Raw genomic sequence first — 21,281 nt, 5'->3', positions numbered from 1 at the left:
CCTCAAAACTGGCGTCGTGCGACCAGCCAGGCCCCGACAACCAGCATCACCGCACCGCACACCGGGCCTGCCAGGGCGCGGAGTGGAACGCCATGGCTTCTCAGAACGTCCATCACCAGCCCACCGATCAGCTGGCTGGCCACCAGTACGGCGATGGTGGTCGCTGCGCCAACGTTCTGATATCCGCTGATACTGGCAAAGACGAAAAACGAACCCAGCAGTCCCGGAATAAGCGTCCACCAGCGCACCGTTGCGGCCAGCTCGCTAAACCCGGCGACGCCCTGTTTCAGCAGCAGAATGCTGACAAACAGCACGATGCCGACCAGCGAGTTGAGCAGCATCGCGATCAGAATGGTGGAGGAGGATTGGGTGATGCGCACCATCAAGGTATTCTGTACCACCAGACCGATCCCCGCCGCCACCAGAAATGCCAGCGTCAGTGATTGATTCATGGAATAGCGTCCGGGTCGCTGCGCTCGTCAAGCTGCAGCTGCATAAAGATTAAGTCCAGCCACCGGCCAAACTTGGTTCCCACCTGCGGCATTTGTCCGGTAGTCACGAAACCGAGGGTTTCATGAAGGTGAATGGAGGCCTGATTTTGCGCTTCAATACCGGCCACCATCACATGTTTACCGAGGGTGCGGGCCTCGTTAATCAGCGCTTTCATCAACGTGCGGCCAATCCCCTTGCCCTGATGATCCGGATGGACATAGACCGAATGTTCTACCGTATGGCGGAAACCATCAAAGGCTCGCCAGTCACCGAAAGAGGCGTATCCGGTAATCACACCATTTTCCTCGCTCACCAGAACCGGATAGCCTGCAAGTGTACGAGCCTCAAACCACGCGATACGGTTATTGGTATCGACGGTTTTATCGTTCCAGATCGCGGCAGTGTGCAGCACCGCGTGGTTATAGATCTCTCCTATCGCAGCGCAGTCTTCTTTGCAGGCATGACGAACGATCATGATGTTCCCTCTGTGTGTTGTTCACTATAGTATTACGTTGTAGATACGATATTACACAACTGCATCGTCCGGGCGCTACGCCATAAGCCCTATTTTTTGTTATCAGAACCCCATTGAAATGCCATTCATACACTATAGTATGACGTCATGAACACAATAACAGACACAATGAATCAACGAATTAGTGCAAGAATTCGTCTTGAACGCGAGTCCCGCGGATGGTCCCTGAGCGAGCTGGCTGACCGGGCAGGGGTCTCGCGCGCGATGATCCACAAAATTGAGCGCGGAGACAGCAGCCCGACAGCGACTCTTCTTGCCCGCCTGTCCGGCGCGTTTGGCATCAGCATGTCCACGCTGATTGCACGCGCGGAGATGCAGGAAGGTAAACTCCTGCGCCTTGCCAACCAGCCTGTCTGGCGCGACCCGCAAACGCACTATCTCCGCCGTCATGTTTCTCCCCGTACCGATCTGCCCATCGACCTTGTTCAGGTAGAACTGCCTGCCGGGAGCGATGTGCCGATGCCCGCATCGTCTTACGCGCTGGCTCGTCAGCTCATCTGGCTGCAGTCCGGCGAGCTGGTGTTTCAGGAAGGCGACACACGCCACGAGATGCAGGCCGGTGACTGTCTTGAACTTGGGCCGCCAAATGACTGCCGTTTCATCAACGAAACGAATGAAAGCTGTGTCTATCTGGTTGTACGGCTTAACCAGTCGGGCTCGTAAAGGAAGCGATAACGCCGTTCATGAGCCAGGCTGTAATGACATTTGTAGCAGAAGGAGATCCTGATGAATCACGCTGTTTCGCAAAATCGCCGCTGGGTGCTGGCTTCTCGTCCACAGGGCGCGCCGGTCGCGGAAAATTTTCGTCTGGAAACACAACCTGTTCCCACGCCCGTTGAGGGGCAGCTGTTGCTTCGTACCGTCTGGCTGTCGCTGGATCCGTATATGCGGGGTCGCATGAGCGATGCGCCATCCTATTCCCCTCCGGTAGAGGTGGGTGCCGTAATGGTTGGGGGAACGGTCAGCCGCGTTGAGCAGTCAAACCATCCCGATTTCAAACCCGGTGAATGGGTGCTGGGCTACAGCGGCTGGCAGGAATATGAACTTTCGGACGGCAGCGGCCTGGTCAAGCTGGGAGACAATCCGTCTCATCCTTCCTGGTCGCTGGGTATTCTGGGTATGCCTGGTTTTACCGCCTATATGGGGTTACTGGATATTGGACAACCGAAAGCGGGTGAAACGCTGGTGGTCGCTGCGGCGACAGGTCCGGTTGGCGCCACCGTTGGGCAGATTGGCAAAATCAAAGGTTGCCGGGTAGTGGGCGTTGCCGGTGGGGCAGAAAAGTGCCGTCATGCCGTTGATGTTCTTGGGTTTGATCAGTGTCTCGATCACCACGCGGTGGATTTTGCTGACCAGCTGAAGCACGCCTGCCCGAAAGGGATTGATGTCTATTATGAAAACGTCGGGGGGAAAGTCTTTGACGCCGTACTGCCGCTACTGAATACCTCTGCGCGCGTGCCGGTTTGCGGCCTGGTGAGTGGCTACAATGCGACGGGCTTGCCTGAAGGACCGGATCGCTTGCCGCTGCTGATGGGCACCATTCTGAAGAAACGTATTCGGATGCAGGGGTTCATTATCGCTCAGGACTATGGCCACCACATTAAGGCGTTCCAGGACGAGATGGGGCGCTGGGTGCAGGAAGGTAAAATTCACTATCGTGAACAGGTCACGGATGGGCTGGAGAACGCGCCCGAGGCGCTGATTGGCCTGCTGGAAGGTCGAAATTTCGGCAAAGTCGTGATTCGCGTCGCGGGTGACAATAAATAAAAAGCATGATGGCGGGGTTTCCCGCCATATTTATTTGTGAAGATACGATATATTGTCTTTAATTAACGGACATGGTTTTTCGCGCCATCATCCCGGATGCGCCCGGAGCCGATAAAAAATCACAGTTTGCTTTTTTTGCTGTTTTTACGTACTTCCCACCACCAGGCATGACGATACAGGATATATCGAAGCAGCGTCGTTTTATTAAACCGACGCTTAAAAATAGCATTAAGTTTTAGCTACAGGAATTGAACATGCTTGATTTGGATCACTTAGAAAAAGCCCAAAGGATCAGTCTTACCATGCAAGTTGAACTCAGTTTGAAAGGAGCATTAATTACAGGCTCCCTCAAACCTGGCGCACGGCTGATTACGAAAGAGATTGCCGATAAATTGGGAACCAGTATTACGCCGGTCCGCGAAGCGCTGCTGCGTCTGGTGTCGGCAGGGGCGTTACACGCTACGCCCGCGCAGGCCTTTCTGGTGCCAGAGGTCACGCTGGATCGTTATAACGAAATTAACGCCATTCGCAAACAGCTTGAGCCCATGGCAGTCGCCGCGGCCTGCCAGAATATGTCTGAGCAAAAGCTGGAGACGTTGCGCAAATTGTCGGACGTATTTCATGAGGCCATGCGCAACGGGAACGTCCAGCAGGCGCTGCATGCGAATCGCGTTTTCCGGTTTACGCTTTATCAGTATGCCGAAATGCCGACGCTGAATGCGTTGATTGAACAGCTATGGGTGCGCATCGGCCCGTGTATTAACTATCTTCACCGTGAGCTTGATGACATCAAAGTGTCGACTTATCACTACGACGAGCTGCTTTCAGCCCTTGAGAGAAGAGATGTTGATGCCAGCCAGAAGGCGATTGATAAGTTGATTGATGAAGCGAATACGCTTTTACAGCGACAATATTTTAACTAAGAGATTATTTAGCAGAGCGACTATATCCCGCACCTAATTATTTATCTTGTGAATAACTCCTGATGGCTTATTGCCATCAGGAGCATTATTTCATTTATAAAATAAACTTTACTTTTTTTCTCACTCGAAGCGATAAGAGACCGACAGACCAACACCGTAGTTACGGCCAGGTGCGGGCTCGTAATAACGCCCGTTCGATTCGTTAACAATAACGGAGCCGACATACTCTTTGTCGAACAGGTTATCTACGCGGCCAAAGACGTCCATCCCCCAGTTGCCATAGTTAAATTTATACCCGGTATTGAGCCCAACCACCGTGTACGACGGCGCTTTCGCCGTGTTTTCGTCATCAGCCATGATGTCGCTCATATAGCGCACGTCAGAACCCGCGTACCAGCCTTCTTCTGGCTGCCAGCCAAACGACGCGAAGCCCATATTGCGGGCAATGCCCGGCATACGGTTGCCATTACAGTCGGCATCGCCGCAGACGTTGGTGCGGTAGGTGGCGTCCAGGTACGTCCACGCCATTTTCAGTTTCCAGTTCTCAGCAAACTGCTGATCGAGAGAGACTTCTACCCCCTGACGGCGAGTTTTCCCGGCATTTTTATAGCTTGTACGACCGCCAGCGCTGGCATCTACCACGATCTCATCATCTGTGTCTGTGCGGAACAGCGCTGCCGTCAGCAGACCATTACCGATGCGGGTTTTGCTGCCCACTTCATAGGTGTTGTTCGTGGAAGGTTTCAGGCCGATGTTCAGGCCGCCCTGATTATCGGCGCGATAAGAAAGTTCGTTGATGGTCGGCGTTTCGAATCCACGTCCTGCGGCCGCATAGAGGTTCCACGCGTCCGTCACCGCATATTTCACCGAGCCTGCCGGGAGCCATTTGTGATAGCTCGCGTCACCGCTGTCATCGCCGTTCCCCGGCGTAACGTAGTGGTCGTTGGAATCGAACCAGACCGAGCTGTAACGCACGCCCGCGTCGACGGAAAGTTTCTGCGTTAACTGCCAGCTGGTTTGCAGATAAGGATCGACGTTCCACATCAGATTGCGTTCATCACGACGCTTATCGCCTTTAACGCCGTAATCCGGCACGCCGTTGTTCATCACGAAGTTTTCGTACCCGCGACGATCTTCACTCATGTTTTCATAGTTCAGACCGGTGGTGAAGGTGACCGGCACCAGCAGCTCACCACGGTGCGTCCAGCGGGTATCAACGCCCTGATAGTGGCGCTGCATATCAATCACGCCGCCGGAGTGAGAAGGTCGCAGCTGCGGCTGATAAGGAATCGACTGATACTGCGTCATTTCACGCTCACCGGCATACATCATCACGCTCAGATCGTCCTGAGCGCTAAGCTGGCGGTCATAGCGCAGACCGGCCTGGGTCTGCTTGATGGTCTTGCGCGTGTTGTACTGATCGCCGCGCGGAGACTGACGTGGGTTGTTTTGCCACTCCTGATAGCTCAGTCCGCCCGGATCGTTGGCTTTCATGTCCACGCTGTTGAAAATCAGCGTCAGCTTGCTGGCGTCGTCAATGCGTACACCCAGTTTGGCGTTAGCCAGATTCTTCCGCGCGCCGCTGTGGTCGCGGAAGCCTTTGGTGGTGAAGCGGGTAGTCGAAACCGTGTAATCCACGTCTCCCGCATGCGTTCCGTCCCCCATGGCGCCGGTGGCTTTCATTCCATAGCGCCATGTACCGTAACTGCCGTAATAGCTGCTCGCCTCAAGGGTCGGTGGCTGCTGCCCGGTCTGGGTAGTCATGTTAATCACGCCGCCAGAGGCGTTACCGTACAGGGCAGAGAAGGGGCCACGCAGCACTTCAACGCTGTCAATGCTGGAGAGGTCGATGTTAGACGTCTGGCCCTGTCCGTCCGGCATGGTGGCAGGGATACCGTCGACATACATGCGAATGCCGCGCACGCCAAACGTTGATCGGGCACCAAACCCACGCACTGAAAGCTGGAGATCCTGGGCATAGTTCTGCCGGTTCTGGATTTGCAGCCCGGGAACGCTGCCAAGCGATTCAGAGAGGTTAATGCGTGGCGTGGCATGACGCATATCATCGCCATTCACGACGCTGACCGCCGCCGGGGTATCAAGCTCTGATACGGTTTGCGGCGTGGCGCTGACGATCATGGTTTGTTCCTCTGCGCCGATCGCACTAAGCGGCACAAAAACAACGGGGACCAGCAGCAGCGGGAGAGATGCCTTACGGGCAGAAATGATTTTCATGAGTAAAACCGGTTGTGGTGTGTAAACGAACCAAATGGAACATGTCCATACATGTTAAAGGTTTTGTAAATGTTTTGAAAACTATAACCGCACATTGCGTTAATGAAAGGCGAGAAGGGAAAGAAAAACTCCACTTTTAACTCATTAATGATTACTATTCTCATTATCATAACGGCGACGCCATGACGTTGCCAGCCGGAAGCGATGTCAGCCGTACTCCCATTTTTCAAAAAAGGAATTGTTATGTCTTTACGCCATCTGTGCTCACCGCGACTGAGCACCTCTCTGCTGTCTGCCGCTTTACTGTTTGCCGGAACCTTCCAGGTGCATGCCGCCGAAGAGATGCTGCGTAAAGCAGTGGGTAAAGGTGCCTATGAAATGGCGGTCAGCCAGCAGGAGAATGCGCTGTGGGTTGCGACGTCGCAAAGCCGTAAAACTGACAAGGGTGGGATTATCTATCGCCTTGATCCTGCCACGCTGGAGGTCACGCAGGCCATTCATAGCGATCTCAAACCTTTTGGTACAACCCTCGACGGCGCGACGCAAACCCTGTGGTTGGGTAACACGATCAACGGCGCGGTGACGGCCATTGATGCGAAAACGGGCGACGTGAAAGGGCGTCTGGTGCTGGATAGTCGCCAGCGCAGCGAAACGGTGAAACCGCTGCAGCCGCGACAGCTGGTGGCGGATGACGCGATCAACACGATTTACATCACCGGTGTGGGCAAAGAGAGCGTGATTTGGGTGGTGGATGGCGCCACGCTGAAGCTGAAAGGAACCATCGCAAATACGGGTACCTACAGCACCGGGCTGGCACTTGATGCCAGGGCGAAACGCCTGTATACAACGAATGCGGACGGCGAGCTGGTCACCATTGATACCGCCACCAACACCATCCTCAGCCGCAAAAAAGTGCAGGACGACGGCAAAGAACACTTCTACCTGAATTTGAGCCTGGACACCGCCGGTCAGCGTGCCTTCCTGACCGACTCAAAACAGCCGGAAGTGCTGGTGGTGAGCCTGAAAGACGGCAGGGTGATTGAGAAAATTGCGGCGCCTGAATCACTGGCGGTTCTGTTTAACCCGGCTCGCAATGAAGCCTACGTGACGCACCGTGAAGCCGGTAAAGTGAGCGTGATTGACGCGAAGTCTTATAAGGTGACAAAAACCTTCGACACGCCTGTCTACCCGAATAGCCTGGCGCTGTCTGCCGATGGCAAAATCCTGTACGTGACGGTGAAACAAAAATCCACTCGCCAGCAGGAAGCCACTCAGCCTGACGATGTGATTCGTATTGCACTCTAATGTGGGAATTGCCCGGTGGCGCTGCGCTTACCGGGCCTACAAAAACGATAAGATATAGGCCGGGTAAGGCGAAGCCGCCACCCGGCTTTTTTATTAACGCGAGGTCTCTTCCACCAGCGGTGCGTCGTGTTTTTCATCATCAGGATGAACCGGCGCGGTGCTGTGAATTTCGTGAACGCGTTTACGTACGCCGAACCAGCCTGCGATCAGCAATACGGCCAGCAGCGGAATGGTGGCGATGGTATAGGTACCGTTCGGGTAGTCGAACGCCATCAGTACCAGCACGCTAAACAGGAAGAGCAGGGTGAGCCATGAGGTCACCGGTGCGCCCGGCAGCTTAAAGCTGACGTCTGCGGCTTTGCCTTCTTTAATGGCTTTACGCAAGCGCATCTGGCAAACCACGATAAAGGCCCAGGAGGCGATAATCCCAAGTGCGGCCACGTTCAGAACGATCTCGAAGACCTGAGACGGCACCAGATAGTTCAGGAATACACCGAAGACATACACCACCAGGGTCGCCAGAATACCGGCATACGGTACGTGCTGCTTGCTCATCTTCGACATGAACTTCGGCGCAGAACCGCCCATCGACATAGAGCGCAGGATACGACCGGTAGAGTAAAGGCCGGAGTTGAGGCTGGAGAGTGCCGCCGTCAGCACCACGATGTTCATGATGCTGCCAACGTAAGGCACGCCGAGCTTAGAGAAGAAGGTGACAAACGGGCTCTGACCAGCCTGATAGGCATTCCACGGCAGCAGCAGAACCAGCAGCACCACGGAACCAACGTAGAACAGACCGATACGCCAGATCACGCTGTTGATGGCTTTCGGCACCATGGTCTGCGGGTCTTTACATTCACCCGCTGCGGTACCGACCAGTTCGATAGAGGCAAAGGCAAACACAACGCCCTGAACCAGAACCAGCGCAGGCAGCAGACCGTGCGGGAAGAAACCGCCGTTATCGGTTATCAGGTGGAAGCCGGTGGCATTGCCATCCAGCGGCTTACCGCTGCCGAGGAACACGGTCCCGACGACCAGGAAAATCACAATCGCCAGCACTTTTACCAGCGCAAACCAGAACTCCATTTCGGCGAACCACTTCACGCCGATCATGTTCATGGTGCCGACAATCGCCAGCGCACCAAGGGCAAAGACCCACTGGGGCACGTCACCGAACGCGCCCCAGTAGTGCATGTAGAGCGCAACGGCGGTGATATCGACGATACCGGTCATCGCCCAGTTGACAAAGTACATCCAGCCTGCCACGTAGGCCGCTTTTTCACCGAGGAATTCACGGGCGTAGGAAACAAAACTCCCGCTGGACGGACGATGCAGCACCAGTTCACCCAGTGCGCGAAGAATGAAGAAAGAGAAGATCCCGCACACCAGATACACCAGGGCGAGAGCCGGGCCAGCCATTTGCAGACGCGCACCAGCACCTAAAAACAGACCTGTTCCGATAGCGCCGCCGATGGCGATCATTTGCACCTGACGGTTGCCCATCGCTTTGTGGTAGCCCTCTTCGTGGGAGTTCAACCAGCGACGTTTAGCAGCGTGATGATCGGCTGCGCTTTTATTGCTTGTTTTCATTGAGTTACCTGTTTGCCTGTCTGAACCATTATCGTGATAGTCCTGCCTGGCAGAGAGCGATACAAACGATTGCTTCTGCGCAAACACATGTCGCCTTCCCAGTCATTCTGCGTATGGATAAGGCGAAACATGGCGAGGCATCCTACCTGCAATTCATAAGCGACGCAAAATATAACCGTGTCGAAAGTGATGCAGGTCGAAGGAAATCGTGTGGTCAGAGCAGATGAGGATTACAACACGCTGAATCGTGGCGAGTTTTTAGACAGAACTAATAGTGAAGTGCTGCTTTAATCATCAGAAATCCTTAATAATTACGTTGAGGTAGCGCGCAATGAGGCAGCGCGTCACGGGCATTTCATTAACAAAAATAAAACGATATGATCCGAAATGTTTTCTTCAGCATGGCCAGGCGGAACGGTGAAAATCAATATTATCGGTACCAGCGGGAGCGGAAAGAGTACGCTTGCCCGGCGCATCGCGACGGAACTGTCGCTCCCTTATATTGAGATGGACAGGCTCTACTGGCGTTCTGAGTGGAAGGGAACGCCCGATGAGGAGCTACTGGAGACGCTGGAAAATACGCTCGCTGCCACACCCGGCTGGGTGCTTGATGGCAACTACAACCGCACGCGCCCGGTGAAATGGCGTGAGGTTGATCTGGTCGTGTGGGTGGACTGCGGTTTTGTCCGTACGCTCTGGCAGGCGGTGACGCGCGCGTTTAAACGCGCATGGCACCAACAGGAACTGTGGCCTGGCACCGGAAACTGCGAAAGCTTCCGCCGCTCATTTTTCAGCCGGGAATCCATCATCATCTGGACCCTTAAAACCTGGCGCATTAACCGCGAGCGTTACGACGCTGATATGAAAAACCCGCAATACGCCCACATTCAGTTTGTTCGCATCACCCATCGCCAGGAGGCGGATGCGCTGATTGCTTCGCTGAAAACTCATCCCTAGCAGGGCGCTGTATATCTGATTTCCAGAAAACTAAATGTAAATTAATTGTTTCTCAGTGGTGAAATACGCCTTTAATAATGTCGACATGTTAAGTCAAACGAGAACGCAACATGTCATGGCGAATCAGCATTCTGGACAAAAGCCCCATCGCTGAAAACGAAACGGCTGCCGATGCACTGGCGCGTACGTTAGCGCTGGCGCAGCAGGCAGAAAATCTGGGCTATCACCGCTTCTGGATTGCCGAACACCACAATACCCCTCAGCTTGCCAGTCCCTCGCCGGAGCTGCTGATTGCCTGGATCCTCGGGCAAACAACGCGCATCCGGGTCGGTTCCGGGGGCGTCATGCTCCAGCACTACAGCCCGTATAAAGTCGCCGAGAATTTCAACGTGCTGGCCGCGCTGGCGCCCGGCCGCGTGGATCTTGGCGTCGGAAAAGCGCCTGGGGGATTACCGCTCTCGACCCGCGCGCTGCAGCAGGGGCTGGATCAGCAGGAAAAGGGCAGCTTTGCCGAACAGCTGGCCCAGCTCGATCGCTGGATTCGCCCTGAAAACCACTCTGCGGAGGAAGCCGTTCGCGCCACGCCGCAGCCGCCGGTACCTGCACAGGGTTTTCTGCTGGGCGCCAGCACGGAAAGCGCGCTGCTCGCCGCATCACTCGACTGGCACTTTGTCTTTGCCGCGCATCTGAACGGAGATCCGGAACTGTTACGCGAGGTGGTTTCGACCTGGCGCAAGAACAGCGCGCGGGAGGTGATAGTGGCGGTGCAGGCGATTATCGCGCCGACCCAGGTTGAGGCCGAAGCCCTGGCGCAGAAGGTCGAAGTGTGGGGTGTTGAGCTGGCAAACGGCCAGCGCGTGACCGTCGCCAGCGAGGATCAGGCCTATGCCTTTGCGCGTCAGGCCGGGAGTGAGCCGGTGCGCATCGCCCGTCGCGCCCAGTCGCTGCTGGTGGGGACGGCGGAGTCGGTGCTGGAACAGCTGAACGCGCTACACGCGCAGTGGGGGATCGACGAATTTATCATCGACACGCCGGTTGCGGAGGGGGCAACGCGCGTGCAGTCCCTGCGTTTGCTGGCCGAGGCGCGTCTGAACAGGGAGGTTACCGTATGAGCTTTGGTGAACAACTGATTGCCTGGCGTCGCGAGCTGCATCAGAACCCGGAGCTGTCCGGCCAGGAAGTGGAAACGACCGCGCGCCTGCGCCGGTGGCTGTCAGCCGCGGGCATCACGCCGCTGCCTTACGACCTGCCGACCGGTGTGGTGGCGGAGATCGGGACCGGTAACAAACTGATCGCGCTGCGGGCAGACATTGATGCCCTGCCCATTGAGGAGCGCAGCGGCGTGCCGTTTAGCTCGCAGCAGCCCGGCGTGATGCATGCCTGCGGACACGATATCCATACCAGCGTGATCCTCGGTGCAGCGTTAAAACTGAAAGCGCGGGAAGCCTCGCTTAAGGGGCGGGTGCGTATCCTGTTTCAGCCAGCCGAAGAGAACTTTGGGGGGGCGAAGAGCATGGTGCGGGCCGGTGCCCTGCGGGATGTCAGCGCGATTTTTGGGATGCACAACGAGCCCGGCCTGCCGGTGGGGAAGTTCGCGACCCGTGGCGGGTCGTTCTATGCCAACGTCGACCGCTTCGCGATCCGCATTACCGGTAAAGGCGCGCACGCCGCGCGCCCGCATGAAGGCAACGACGCTATTCTCCTGGCCAGCCAGCTGGTGACCGCGCTGCAAAGCGTCGCCAGCCGCAATGTGAATACGCTGGATTCGGTAGTGCTGAGCGTGACGCGCATCGCCGGGGGCAACACCTGGAACGTGCTGCCGGAAAGCGTTGAGCTGGAAGGTACGCTACGCACTCACCGCACGGAAGTGCAGCAGAACGTGAAGGCCCGCGTGGGGGAAATTGCGGCCGGTTTTGCCAGTGCTTTTAGCGCGCAGATTGATATCACCTGGTTTGCCGGGCCCACTGCGCTGGTCAATGACCAACGCTGGGCCGATTTCGCCACCTCGGTCGCCCGTGAAGCGGGGTATGAAACCCATCACGCCGAGCTACATATGGGCGGAGAAGATTTCGCAGTCTATCTCCAGTCTGTGCCCGGCGCGTTTGTCAGCATCGGCAGCAACAGTCCGTTTGGTTTACACCACCCGGCATTTAATCCGGATGAAGCCTTAATTGAACCCGCTGCCCGCTATTTTGCCCAGCTTGCGGAACACGCCCTGCAACACGTCTGATTAATCATGAGGTAAATATGTCTGCACATCGTCAACTGCGGCTCGGGACCATTTTGCATGGCGCATCCGGAAATATGTCCGCCTGGCGTCATCCGGCGGCCGTCGCGGATGCCAGTATCAATTTTGATTTCGTTAAAGAGACGGCATTAAAAGCGGAAGAGGGCAAACTCGATTTCTTATTCGTTGCCGACGGTCTTTATATTAACGAAAAATCGATCCCGCATTTTTTAAACCGGTTTGAGCCCTTAACGGTGTTATCTGCGCTGGCAAGTATTACCTCGCGCCTGGGGCTGGTGGGAACCTTATCCACCTCCTACAGCGAGCCCTTTACCACGGCACGGCAGTTCGCCAGCCTCGACCACCTGAGCAACGGACGCGCTGGCTGGAACGTGGTGACTTCGCCGCTGGAAGGTTCAGCGAAGAACTTTTCCCGCGAAAAACACCCGGAACATGCGCTGCGCTATCGCATTGCCGATGAGTATCTCGATGTGGTGAAAGGGCTGTGGGATTCCTGGGAAGAGGATGCCTTTATCCGTAATAAAGAGAGCGGTCAGTTTTTTGACCCGGCTAAACTGCACCCCCTGAATCATCACGGGGATTTCTTCCAGGTCGCCGGGCCGCTCAATATTGGTCGCACGCCGCAAGGACGTCCGGTTGTCTTTCAGGCCGGTGCGTCGGATGACGGGAAAAAACTGGCGGCAAAACATGCCGACGCCATTTTTACCCACCATGACACCTTCGAAGAAGCGAAAGCGTTTTATCGTGACGTGAAACAGCAACTGGAAACGAACGGTCGGCGCGCGTCTGACTTACAGATTTTCCAGGGCGTCAGCGTCATCGTTGGCAACGATGCCGAAGACGTGGAAAACCAGTACCAGACTACGGCGGCGCTGGTGTCGATTCACGATGCCCTTAATTACCTCGGACGTTATTTTGAGCATCACGATTTTAGTCAGTATCCGCTCGACGAGCCGTTCCCGGATATCGGCGATCTAGGGAAAAACAACTTCCGCAGCACCACCGATGAAATTAAGCGTAACGCCCGCGAGCGCAACTTAACCCTGCGCCAGGTGGCGCTGGAAGCCGCGTCGCCGCGCCCGCGTTTTTCCGGCACGCCGGAAGAGGTTGCAGACGGCCTTCAGGCCTGGTTTGAAGGCTATGCCGCAGACGGCTTCATCATTCAGGGCGGCACGCCGGATACCTTCCCGCGCTTTGTTGACCAGGTAGTGCCCGTTTTGCAGGCCCGCGGCCTGTTCCGTACCGACTATCCCGGCACCACGCTGCGCGACAGCTTAGGTCTGGATCAACCGAAAAACACGTTCACACAACAATAAAAGAGAACACCGCTATGCAGAAAACATCGCTTATTCTGGCGCTCGCGCTGGCCTTTACCCCTGTCGTCCGGGCAGAGAATGTCACGATTAACGGCACTGGCGTGAGTATTGAGGCCAATAAAACGCCGATCAACACCGTCAAAAACGGTGATGCGGTGGCGCAGCTACCGAAGGATTATCGCTTTGCCGTGCCCGGGAAATTTACCGTGGCGGTAGCGGGGCTGAATCAACCGCCGCTCACGGTTTTCTCCGATGACAACAAAACGCTGTTGGGAAGCGAGGTCGACGTCGCTCGCCTGGTGGCTGACAGCCTCGGGCTGGAGCTGAACGTGGTGCCGACCTCGTGGGAAGACTGGCCGCTGGGCGTGGCGTCCGGAAAATACGATGCCGCCATCAGCAATATTACCGTCACCAAAGCGCGCAAAGAGAAGTTTGATTTCGCCACCTACCGTAAGGACTCCCTCGGTTTCTACGTGAAATCGACCAGCCCGATTACCTCGCTTAAAAAAGCAGAGGACATCGCCGGGCTCAGGATTATTGTGGGCTCCGGTACCAATCAGGAAGCCATTCTGCTGGCATGGAATGCCGAGAACCTCAAGAAGGGGCTAAAACCCTTTACTCCGATCTACACCAAAGACGATGCGGCGCAAACGCTGGCGCTGCAGTCCGGGCGCGCGGATGCCTACTTTGGCCCGAACGTGATTGGCGCGTGGAAAGCGGCGCTCAACGGCAAAACCAAACTCGTCGGCAGCGTGGACGGCGGCTGGCCGAAAGCGGCGCATATCGCGGTCACGCTGAGAAAAGGCAGCGGCCTGGTCGAGCCGGTGCAAACCGCGCTTAATGGCGTAATCAAAAACGGCGATTACGACAAAGTACTAAACCGCTGGGGAGAAGGGGTTGAGCGCATTGCTCATTCCGAGGTAAACCCGGCAGGTCTGGGAGATTAAGGAGGCGCTATGCGTGAACAATTTCGTGATGTTTCGCCGGAAGATGCCGAACTGCAGCCGATTATCGAGGGACTGTTCGGTGAATATGCCGCCCGCTACGGCGACTACTTCTCTAAGGACGCGGAAGTTGAGCTCACGGCGTGGTATTTGGCGCCACAGGGGCTGTTTATCGTGCTGGAACGTGACGAGAAGATTATCGCCACCGGTGCGTACAAACCCTTTGATGAACGGACCGCCGAAATTAAACGCATCTGGACGGACAAATCCCTGCGTCAGCAGGGGCTTGCTGCCCGCGTGGTGCAGGAACTGGAGCGCAGGGCGGTGCTGGCGGGTTACAGCCAGATCTACCTGACGACCGGTTTTCGTCAACCGGAAGCGGTGCGGCTCTATCTCAGCCAGGGATACCAGCCGCAGTTCGATCTCACCCGTGACCCGGAAGAGTACAGCCAGCCGCCGTTTGACGGTCGGCTGCGTTTCACCAAAACGCTGGTACGCGAAGCGTTCAGTAAAACCGCATGAGGAACGACGATGAGCAACGTTGAAACCATTAAGGTGGTCCCGGCGCGTTATCCGCTGCGGACCGTCGGCGCCGTGGTGGCCCTGTTTATCCTGGCCGTTGTGATCCAGTCCGTGGCCTTTAACCCGCGCTGGGAGTGGGCGGTGTTTGCCCGCTGGTTCTTTGACCCGGTGATCCTCGCAGGTGTCGGGCAGACCCTGCTGCTGACCCTGATCGGCACTGCGCTGAGCGTGGTGATTGGCGGCCTGCTGGCCCTGGCGAGACTCTCTTCCTCCTGGCTGTTAAGCAGCCTGGCGTGGGGATACATCTGGTTGTTCCGCTCGCTGCCGCTCATAGTCGTGCTGATCATCCTCTACAACTTCTCCTATCTCTACGACACGCTCTCGATCGGCGTACCGTTCACCCGCATCACCTGGGGCAGTTTTGAAACCATCAACGTGCTCGGGCAATTTTCTACCGCGGTGGTGGGGTTAACCCTCGTTCAGAGTGCCTATACCGCCGAGATCATTCGTGGCGGATTCCTCGGGGTCGATCACGGCCAGTATGAGGCCGCCGCCGCGCTCGGCCTGCCCGCATGGCGTCGCACGGTGCGGATCATTCTGCCCCAGGCGCTGCGTACCATATTGCCGTCGGGGTTCAATGAAATTATCAGTCTCGCCAAGGGTACGGCGATGGTGTATGTCCTGGCGATGCCGGAGCTGTTCTATACCATCCAGATGATCTACAACCGCACGCAGGAGGTGATCCCGCTGCTGATGGTCGGTGCCGCGTGGTACCTGGCGATCACCACCGTTCTGTCCGCTATCCAGTATGGTGTTGAGCGCGGGCTCGCCCGCAGCGAACGCCGCTCCGCCGTGAACCAGAACAGCGCCACCCGTCGTAGCCGCGCTGTCACCACCACGCCTGCACAGGAGCCCGTCCATGCAAGCCTCTCCTGAAGGACATATTTCAATTACCGGCGTCAGCAAATATTTTGGCCGCCATAAAGCGCTCGACAACGTCACGCTTGAGATCCCGCCGGGCTCCGTAACGGTGATCCTCGGACCGTCCGGCTCGGGTAAATCGACGCTGCTACGCACCATTAACCACCTGGAGCGCGTCGACGAAGGCTTCATCCAGATCGACGGGGACTACATTGGCTACCGTCGTCAGGGTGACAGGCTTTACGAACTGAAAGAGAACGAGATCCTCAAGCAGCGCGTCAACGTGGGCTACGTGTTTCAGAACTTCAATCTCTTTCCGCATCTCACGGTGCTGGAAAATCTGATTGAGGCGCCCATCGCGCATAAAAAGCTCAGCAGGAAAGAGGCGGTGGAAAGGGCATATAGCCTGCTGGATGTGGTGGGGCTGAGGGATAAAGCGGACGCCTGGTCCCGCCATCTCTCCGGCGGCCAGCAGCAGCGCATTGCCATTGCCCGTGCGCTGGCGCTGCGTCCGCGCGTAATGCTGTTTGACGAGCCTACCTCGGCGCTGGATCCGGAGCTGGTGGGGGAAGTCCTGGACGTCATCAAAAAGCTGGCCCGCTCTGGCACCACGCTGGTGGTGGTCACGCATGAGATCGGATTTGCCCGGGAAGTGGCGGATCAGGTGGTATTTATGGTCGACGGGAAAATTGTGGAGCAGGGCAACAGCGACGACGTTTTAAACCGTCCGTCGCACCCGCGAACGCGCCAGTTCCTCTCTAAAGTGCTGTAAGGAGCGCAGATGAAATATGGATGTCTGGTTGGGTTGTTCTTCACGACGGTGAGCCACGCCGGGATTGATGTGCAGGCCAACGAGCAGCCGCTGCCGGTGACGGTGGATCGGCAGGCGGTGGCGAAGATCCCCGCAAACTACAGGTTTGTTGAGCCGGGAACGCTTACGGTTGCCGTTTCCATGCTGAACTCTCCACCGCTGGCGCTGCTGGCCAGCGACAATCGCACGCGCATCGGCAGCGATCCGGATATCGCCCGCCTGCTGGCGTGTAGCCTGGGGCTCAAGCTGAAGCTGATACCGACGGCGTGGGAAGACTGGCCGCTGGGGATCGCCTCCGGACGCTACGACGTGGCGCTGGTGAACATTGCGGTGACCGAACAGCGTAAAGAGAAGTTTGATTTTGCGACCTACCGCGTCGATTCGCTGGCGTTCTCGGTGAAATCCACCAGCGAGATTCAGTCGATCAAAAGCCCGGAAGATCTGGCCGGGAAAAAGGTGATTGTCGGCTCGGGGACCAATCAGGAGCGCATCCTGCTGGGCTGGAACGAGGAGAACAAAAAGGCGGGACGCGAACCTGCGCTGCCGGTCTATCTCCACGACGATGCCTCGGGCAATCTCTATATTCAGTCTGGCCGGGCGGATGTGTTATTTGGTCCGCAGTCGGTTTCGTCCTGGAAAGCGGCGCTCACCGGAAAAACGCGCGTCGTGGGGTTAGGCCCAAAGAAAGCCTTTGTCGCCACGACCACGAAAAAGGGGAATGGGCTGGTGTACGCCCTGCAGGCCGCGCTGGACGGGGCGATTGCGCGGGGTGAGTACCAGAAGGTGCTGGCGCGCTGGGGTGAACAGGGCGAAGCGGTCACGCAGTCGGAGGTCAACCCGCCTGGGATAACCTACTAATGGTGCTCTACACTTAGGGTTTTCATCCCTGAGGGGGCAACATGATGAAACTTTATGGCGTACCCGGCTGGGGCTCGACAATCAGTGAAGTGATGCTGACCCTGGCCGATATCCCTTATCAGTTTGTGAACGTGGACGGGTTTGACCAGCCTGGTCCGCAGCGTGAGTTGCTGCAAAAGCTCAATCCGCTGTGTCAGGTGCCCACGCTGGCGCTGGAAAATGGCGCCATCATGACCGAAACGGCGGCGATTGCCCTGATGGTACTCGACCGCTGTCCCGATCTTGCGCCGCCCGTGGGGCAGGTCGAACGCCAGCAGTTTCAGCGTTTGCTTATCTGGTTTGTGGCTAACGTCTATCCCACTTTTACGTTTGCAGATTATCCCGAACGCTGGGCGCCCGACGCACCGGAACAGTTGCAGAAAAACTGCATTGCGTACCGGAAATCCCTCTATTTATGGTTCGAAAGTCAGCTTAAAGCCGCGCCGTTTGCATTGGGAGAACGACTGACGCTGCTGGATGTGTATATTGCCGTGGCGCGCACCTGGGGGGCTCGTCACGACTGGTTTGCTGCCAATACCCCGAAATTTACGGCGATCGCCGATACCGTCTGTCAGCTGCCAGAACTGCACAAGGTGTTAAAGGCAAATACTATTATCTGATAACGTGAAGCGCTCAACCACAACAGGAAACCTGCATATGCCACACGTAGATATCAAATACTTTCCCCGCGATCTCAATGACGAACAAAAAACCGCGCTGGCGGCCGATATTGCCGAAGTGATCACGCGCCATCTTAACAGTAAAGACCGTTCCATTTCGGTAGCGCTGAATGAAGTTCAGGAAGCAGACTGGAAAGCCAAGGTCTGGGATACCGAGATCGCCCCGAAGATGGATGACCTGATTAAGAAACCGGGATATTCAATGTAAGTTTTATGCCGGGTGGCCGCTTCGTCTTACCCGGCTTTGTCTGCCTCTCCAGCCTTCTTTCCGCAAAAAACGATAAAAATAAGTTTAATCTTATCCGGTACACTTTACGTTCCTGACTGACATTTTATAAATCCTTAGGAAAGATCGACAACAGAATCAATTAAGGACAGCAACGTTAAAGGATAATTTTCTCATGACAAAATTACCCCGGTTTTCACCTGCCTTTTTCCATCCTCGATACTGGCTAAGCTGGACAGGCATCGCCGCGCTATGGCTCATTATGCTACTGCCTTATCCGCTGTTATTCAGAATTGGACATCGCCTCGGGCGGCTGGCTATGCGCCTTCTCTCTCGCCGCGTGGCGATTGCCCGCCGCAACCTTGAGCTATGCTTCCCGCAGATGAAAGCAGAGGAGCGTGAAGCCTTGCTGCAGCGTAACTTTGAATCCGTGGGGATGGGGGTAATTGAAACCGGCATGGCGTGGTTCTGGCCCGAGTGGCGGGTGCGTAAATGCTTTACCGTGTGCGGGTATGAGCATATGGAGCAGGCCAGGGCGCAAGGAAAGGGCGTGGTGCTGGTTGGCATGCATTTTCTCACCCTTGAACTGGGCGCGCGGATTTTTGGCATGCTCAACCCGGGGATTGGGGTTTATCGTCCGAATAATAATGCGTTGCTGGACTGGCTTCAGACGCGCGGGCGTCTGCGTTCTAATAAAACCATGCTGGACCGTCATGATTTAAAAGGCATGATCCGCGCCCTGAAGCAGAATGAGATTCTGTGGTACGCCCCGGATCACGACTATGGCAAGGCTAACAGCGTGTTTGCACCCTTCTTTGCTGTCCCGGATGCCGCAACTACGGCAGGAAGCTATATGCTGGTAAAAAGCGCTCAGCCCGCCGTGATTCCGTTCGTGCCGCGTCGCAGGGCGGACGGAACCGGTTACGAACTGATTATTCTTGAGGATATCAGCGCGTCGTTGCAGGGTGCTGACAAAGAGACGGTTGCAACGCAGATGAACAGGGCTATCGAGCGAGCCGTGCTGATGGCACCGGAGCAGTATATGTGGCTCCACCGACGCTTCAAAACGCGCCCGGAAGGCCAGCCGGACAGGTACGCCCGCCGCAAGAGCGTGGCATCGCGAGCGGATATTCTCTCCGCCGACGAGCTTACTGACCGCTCGGGCGTCCAGCACTAAGGGAGCATCCTGCCCTCACCATGCGGTGAGGGCCTGCGGTACGGCGCATAGTCCGCAGGCCACCAGGGCTGCTGTCGAGTATCTACAGTGGCGAGAGATAACAACATGACCGGAAAATTGCGGCCAGCTTTTTTACCGCGTCTTCTATTTCCCTTTCGGTGTAAGCGGCAAATCCCATTAAAAAACCGGTGGATACCGGGCTGCCTGCATATAAGCCGGTAAGTCCTAATATATCAATATCAGCGCGACGGGCCGCGGCGGCAATATCCTTCTCGGATAACCCGTGCCTCAGGTGGCAAGGCATCTGCATGCCACCCGCTGGCGTTGCGTACACAACATAATCAGAAAGATACTCGTCCATCAGGCTGGCCAGTTTGTCGCGACGAGCAACATAAACGTTCCTCATCTTGCGAATATAGGCACCAAAATGGCCCCCCTCCAAAAATTTAGCCAGCGTCAGTTGAGTGATTGATGCGGTATGGCCGTCCATTAATGTCCTGGCCATGGTAAAGGGCTCGGTCAGTTCTGAGGGGACGATCATGTACGCAATACGTAGCCCGGGGAACAGCGACTTGGTGAACGTGCCGATATAAATTGTCCGGTTGTAAGCATCCAGCCCCTGAAGGCAGGCCATAGGCTTTCCTTCATAGTGAAACTCACTGTCATAGTCATCCTCAATGATCCAGGCGGCGTGACGGTTTGCCCAGTCAATGACGGCCAGTCGTCGGTCAAGAGAGAGTGTCACCCCGGTTGGATACTGATGAGAAGGGGTAAGGTAGATAGCTCTGGCAGGTTCGGTTAGCGAATTAAGTGCGCCAACGGATATGCCTTTTTCATCAAGAGGAACCGGGACAGGGTGCAGTCCGGCAGCCTTAAACGCTTTGTGTGCCCCTTGATAGGTGGGATCTTCAATGACAATACTCTCCCCGTTGTCCAGCAGCACGTGTGAACAGAGCGCTAGCGCCTGTTGAGAACTTGTCAGAACGATCACCTGTTCTGCACTCGCACGTGTCCCGCGCTCAAGATTGACATATTCCGCGATGGCCCGCCGTAAGCGCTCCATGCCCTGCGGTGGACTTTGCTCCAGTATTTTGTGCTGATATTCCTTCAGGACCTGCCGCTGAAGACGCTCCCAGCTTGGAATGGGGAACAGGCGGGTTTCGGGGATACCGGGCGCCAGCGGACGTGGCGAAGAAAACTCGCGGATCCCGCCACTTTCATAGATGACCTTTCCACGGGCGCTAAGTTTTGCTTTTCGTGTTTCCGCGGTTGGCGGATGCTGTCGGATACGTGGTTTTAAAAACCGGGCGCTGGAAGAGACGAAGCTCCCTCTGCCTGTTTGCCGCTCAATAAAACCTTCTGCATGCAGGCTGGAATAGGCTGCTTCAACCGTATCCCGCGAAACATTCAATGAGGTAGCCAGCGCACGTGAAGCAGGAAGCGCCTTACCGTGCGATAAGGTCCCTTCAAGTATCAATGTGCGTATCGCTCTCTGGATCCTTTCATGAAGCGGTAGTGAACCGTTTGCAGGGTCGGAAATCCATGCCTTAACCGTTTCAAGCTGCGCGTGCTTAAACATTATGTTGTCCACTTTTCCCTCTGTGTCCCTTGATTCTAAAGCAATAGTGCATGCAGCAGGATGAAAAATTGGTCTGCCTTTGTGATGAGAATTGGCGGGGCAAAACGGGCCATTCAGCGAATACACTCTTCCTGAAACAAATACGGGATAAGCACA

General features: G+C 56.1%; 19 protein-coding genes and 1 pseudogene. 15 read left to right on the top strand and 5 right to left on the bottom strand.

The window, feature by feature from the left end; all coding sequences use genetic code 11:
* Window positions 1-2 precede the first annotated feature (2 nt).
* Together BFV64_RS11995 and BFV64_RS11990 are read right to left on the bottom strand one after the other, a co-directional pair.
* Window positions 3-452 (bottom strand): DMT family transporter, encoded by a 450-nt coding sequence (locus tag BFV64_RS11995; RefSeq protein ID WP_014883949.1) that lies wholly within the window; start codon window positions 450-452, stop codon window positions 3-5.
* Window positions 449-967 (bottom strand): GNAT family N-acetyltransferase, encoded by a 519-nt coding sequence (locus tag BFV64_RS11990; RefSeq protein ID WP_045135200.1) that lies wholly within the window; start codon window positions 965-967, stop codon window positions 449-451. Before BFV64_RS11990 ends, BFV64_RS11995 begins: the two co-directional genes overlap by 4 nt.
* Window positions 968-1,114: 147 nt before the next feature.
* Here BFV64_RS11990 and BFV64_RS11985 point away from each other — a divergent pair, with 147 nt between their 5' ends.
* The 3 genes from BFV64_RS11985 (at window position 1,115) to BFV64_RS11975 (ending at window position 3,717) form a co-directional block, all read left to right on the top strand.
* A complete protein-coding gene (locus BFV64_RS11985; RefSeq protein ID WP_014883947.1) occupies window positions 1,115-1,690 on the top strand; it encodes a helix-turn-helix domain-containing protein in 576 nt (191 codons plus the stop codon).
* 63 nt (window positions 1,691-1,753) lie between these two features.
* Complete coding sequence (locus BFV64_RS11980; RefSeq protein WP_069602113.1) at window positions 1,754-2,794, top strand: NADPH-dependent curcumin/dihydrocurcumin reductase; 1,041 nt, start codon at window positions 1,754-1,756, stop codon at window positions 2,792-2,794.
* Window positions 2,795-3,048: 254 nt separating this feature from the next.
* On the top strand, window positions 3,049-3,717 hold the full coding sequence (locus BFV64_RS11975; protein ID WP_014883946.1) for a GntR family transcriptional regulator: 669 nt from the start codon (window positions 3,049-3,051) through the stop codon (window positions 3,715-3,717).
* Between the two features lie 120 nt (window positions 3,718-3,837).
* On the opposite strand, the gene pqqU is transcribed toward BFV64_RS11975, so the two are convergent.
* Window positions 3,838-5,952, bottom strand: a complete 2,115-nt coding sequence (pqqU, locus tag BFV64_RS11970) for a TonB-dependent receptor PqqU (RefSeq protein WP_014883945.1) — start codon at window positions 5,950-5,952, stop codon at window positions 3,838-3,840.
* 243 nt (window positions 5,953-6,195) lie between these two features.
* Here pqqU and yncE point away from each other — a divergent pair, with 243 nt between their 5' ends.
* Entirely contained in the window at window positions 6,196-7,257 is a 1,062-nt protein-coding gene (yncE, locus tag BFV64_RS11965) for a 7-bladed beta-propeller protein YncE (RefSeq protein ID WP_069602112.1), read from the top strand.
* Between the two features lie 93 nt (window positions 7,258-7,350).
* On the opposite strand, the gene ansP is transcribed toward yncE, so the two are convergent.
* A complete protein-coding gene (gene ansP, locus BFV64_RS11960; protein ID WP_014883943.1) occupies window positions 7,351-8,847 on the bottom strand; it encodes an L-asparagine permease in 1,497 nt (498 codons plus the stop codon).
* Between the two features lie 417 nt (window positions 8,848-9,264).
* Between ansP and BFV64_RS11955 the strand changes: the two genes are divergently transcribed.
* From BFV64_RS11955 to BFV64_RS11900, 11 genes and pseudogenes are all read left to right on the top strand, one after another.
* Window positions 9,265-9,804 carry an AAA family ATPase gene (locus BFV64_RS11955; RefSeq protein ID WP_045282143.1) on the top strand — a complete coding sequence of 180 codons (540 nt, stop codon included), beginning with the start codon at window positions 9,265-9,267 and terminating at the stop codon, window positions 9,802-9,804.
* A gap of 110 nt (window positions 9,805-9,914) precedes the next feature.
* Complete coding sequence (locus BFV64_RS11950; RefSeq protein WP_045282142.1) at window positions 9,915-10,916, top strand: LLM class flavin-dependent oxidoreductase; 1,002 nt, start codon at window positions 9,915-9,917, stop codon at window positions 10,914-10,916.
* A complete protein-coding gene (locus tag BFV64_RS11945) occupies window positions 10,913-12,034 on the top strand; it encodes an amidohydrolase (RefSeq protein WP_069602111.1) in 1,122 nt (373 codons plus the stop codon). Before BFV64_RS11950 ends, BFV64_RS11945 begins: the two co-directional genes overlap by 4 nt.
* Window positions 12,035-12,051: 17 nt before the next feature.
* Window positions 12,052-14,315: pseudogene (locus tag BFV64_RS25895) on the top strand (NtaA/DmoA family FMN-dependent monooxygenase).
* A 9-nt stretch (window positions 14,316-14,324) separates the two neighbouring features.
* Complete coding sequence (locus tag BFV64_RS11930; protein WP_023330489.1) at window positions 14,325-14,834, top strand: GNAT family N-acetyltransferase; 510 nt, start codon at window positions 14,325-14,327, stop codon at window positions 14,832-14,834.
* A 9-nt stretch (window positions 14,835-14,843) separates the two neighbouring features.
* Entirely contained in the window at window positions 14,844-15,770 is a 927-nt protein-coding gene (locus BFV64_RS11925; protein ID WP_032636418.1) for an amino acid ABC transporter permease, read from the top strand.
* Window positions 15,754-16,527 (top strand): amino acid ABC transporter ATP-binding protein, encoded by a 774-nt coding sequence (locus BFV64_RS11920; protein WP_032636419.1) that lies wholly within the window; start codon window positions 15,754-15,756, stop codon window positions 16,525-16,527. The genes BFV64_RS11925 and BFV64_RS11920 overlap by 17 nt, the downstream gene beginning before the upstream one ends.
* 9 nt (window positions 16,528-16,536) lie before the next feature.
* Window positions 16,537-17,424: a transporter substrate-binding domain-containing protein gene (locus BFV64_RS11915; RefSeq protein ID WP_069602109.1), complete on the top strand. Its 888-nt coding sequence runs from the start codon at window positions 16,537-16,539 to the stop codon at window positions 17,422-17,424.
* 41 nt (window positions 17,425-17,465) lie between these two features.
* The gene (locus BFV64_RS11910) at window positions 17,466-18,083 is read left to right on the top strand and encodes a glutathione S-transferase family protein (RefSeq protein ID WP_045282141.1); all 618 of its coding nucleotides are present in this window, start codon (window positions 17,466-17,468) and stop codon (window positions 18,081-18,083) included.
* 37 nt (window positions 18,084-18,120) lie between these two features.
* A complete protein-coding gene (gene pptA, locus BFV64_RS11905; protein ID WP_045282140.1) occupies window positions 18,121-18,351 on the top strand; it encodes a tautomerase PptA in 231 nt (76 codons plus the stop codon).
* 193 nt (window positions 18,352-18,544) lie between these two features.
* Window positions 18,545-19,546, top strand: coding sequence for a Kdo(2)-lipid IV(A) acyltransferase (locus BFV64_RS11900; protein WP_045282139.1), 1,002 nt, complete (start codon window positions 18,545-18,547; stop codon window positions 19,544-19,546).
* 82 nt (window positions 19,547-19,628) lie between these two features.
* On the opposite strand, the gene pdxR is transcribed toward BFV64_RS11900, so the two are convergent.
* Window positions 19,629-21,125 (bottom strand): MocR-like pyridoxine biosynthesis transcription factor PdxR, encoded by a 1,497-nt coding sequence (gene pdxR / locus BFV64_RS11895; protein ID WP_045282138.1) that lies wholly within the window; start codon window positions 21,123-21,125, stop codon window positions 19,629-19,631.
* Between the last annotated feature and the right edge of the window lie 156 nt (window positions 21,126-21,281).

Origin of the sequence: Enterobacter kobei (genome assembly GCF_001729765.1) — a bacterium.
GTDB classification, from domain to species: Bacteria; Pseudomonadota; Gammaproteobacteria; order Enterobacterales; family Enterobacteriaceae; genus Enterobacter; species Enterobacter kobei.
Note: the sequence above shows the minus strand (reverse complement) of the source record. Positions and strands in the feature narration are given on the sequence as shown.

Bases quoted from the DNA above. Each gene is read 5' to 3' on its own strand.
- BFV64_RS11920 (WP_032636419.1), top strand. From the start codon at position 15,754: ATGCAAGCCTCTCCTGAAGGACATATTTCAATTACCGGCGTCAGCAAA.
- ansP (WP_014883943.1), bottom strand. From the start codon at position 8,847: ATGAAAACAAGCAATAAAAGCGCAGCCGATCATCACGCTGCTAAACGT.
- pdxR (WP_045282138.1), bottom strand. From the start codon at position 21,125: ATGTTTAAGCACGCGCAGCTTGAAACGGTTAAGGCATGGATTTCCGAC.
- pqqU (WP_014883945.1), bottom strand. From the start codon at position 5,952: ATGAAAATCATTTCTGCCCGTAAGGCATCTCTCCCGCTGCTGCTGGTC.
- BFV64_RS11900 (WP_045282139.1), top strand. From the start codon at position 18,545: ATGACAAAATTACCCCGGTTTTCACCTGCCTTTTTCCATCCTCGATAC.
- BFV64_RS11985 (WP_014883947.1), top strand. From the start codon at position 1,115: ATGAACACAATAACAGACACAATGAATCAACGAATTAGTGCAAGAATT.
- BFV64_RS11925 (WP_032636418.1), top strand. From the start codon at position 14,844: ATGAGCAACGTTGAAACCATTAAGGTGGTCCCGGCGCGTTATCCGCTG.
- BFV64_RS11915 (WP_069602109.1), top strand. From the start codon at position 16,537: ATGAAATATGGATGTCTGGTTGGGTTGTTCTTCACGACGGTGAGCCAC.
- BFV64_RS11945 (WP_069602111.1), top strand. From the start codon at position 10,913: ATGAGCTTTGGTGAACAACTGATTGCCTGGCGTCGCGAGCTGCATCAG.
- BFV64_RS11910 (WP_045282141.1), top strand. From the start codon at position 17,466: ATGATGAAACTTTATGGCGTACCCGGCTGGGGCTCGACAATCAGTGAA.
- pptA (WP_045282140.1), top strand. From the start codon at position 18,121: ATGCCACACGTAGATATCAAATACTTTCCCCGCGATCTCAATGACGAA.
- yncE (WP_069602112.1), top strand. From the start codon at position 6,196: ATGTCTTTACGCCATCTGTGCTCACCGCGACTGAGCACCTCTCTGCTG.
- BFV64_RS11950 (WP_045282142.1), top strand. From the start codon at position 9,915: ATGTCATGGCGAATCAGCATTCTGGACAAAAGCCCCATCGCTGAAAAC.
- BFV64_RS11990 (WP_045135200.1), bottom strand. From the start codon at position 967: ATGATCGTTCGTCATGCCTGCAAAGAAGACTGCGCTGCGATAGGAGAG.
- BFV64_RS11930 (WP_023330489.1), top strand. From the start codon at position 14,325: ATGCGTGAACAATTTCGTGATGTTTCGCCGGAAGATGCCGAACTGCAG.
- BFV64_RS11995 (WP_014883949.1), bottom strand. From the start codon at position 452: ATGAATCAATCACTGACGCTGGCATTTCTGGTGGCGGCGGGGATCGGT.
- BFV64_RS11980 (WP_069602113.1), top strand. From the start codon at position 1,754: ATGAATCACGCTGTTTCGCAAAATCGCCGCTGGGTGCTGGCTTCTCGT.
- BFV64_RS11975 (WP_014883946.1), top strand. From the start codon at position 3,049: ATGCTTGATTTGGATCACTTAGAAAAAGCCCAAAGGATCAGTCTTACC.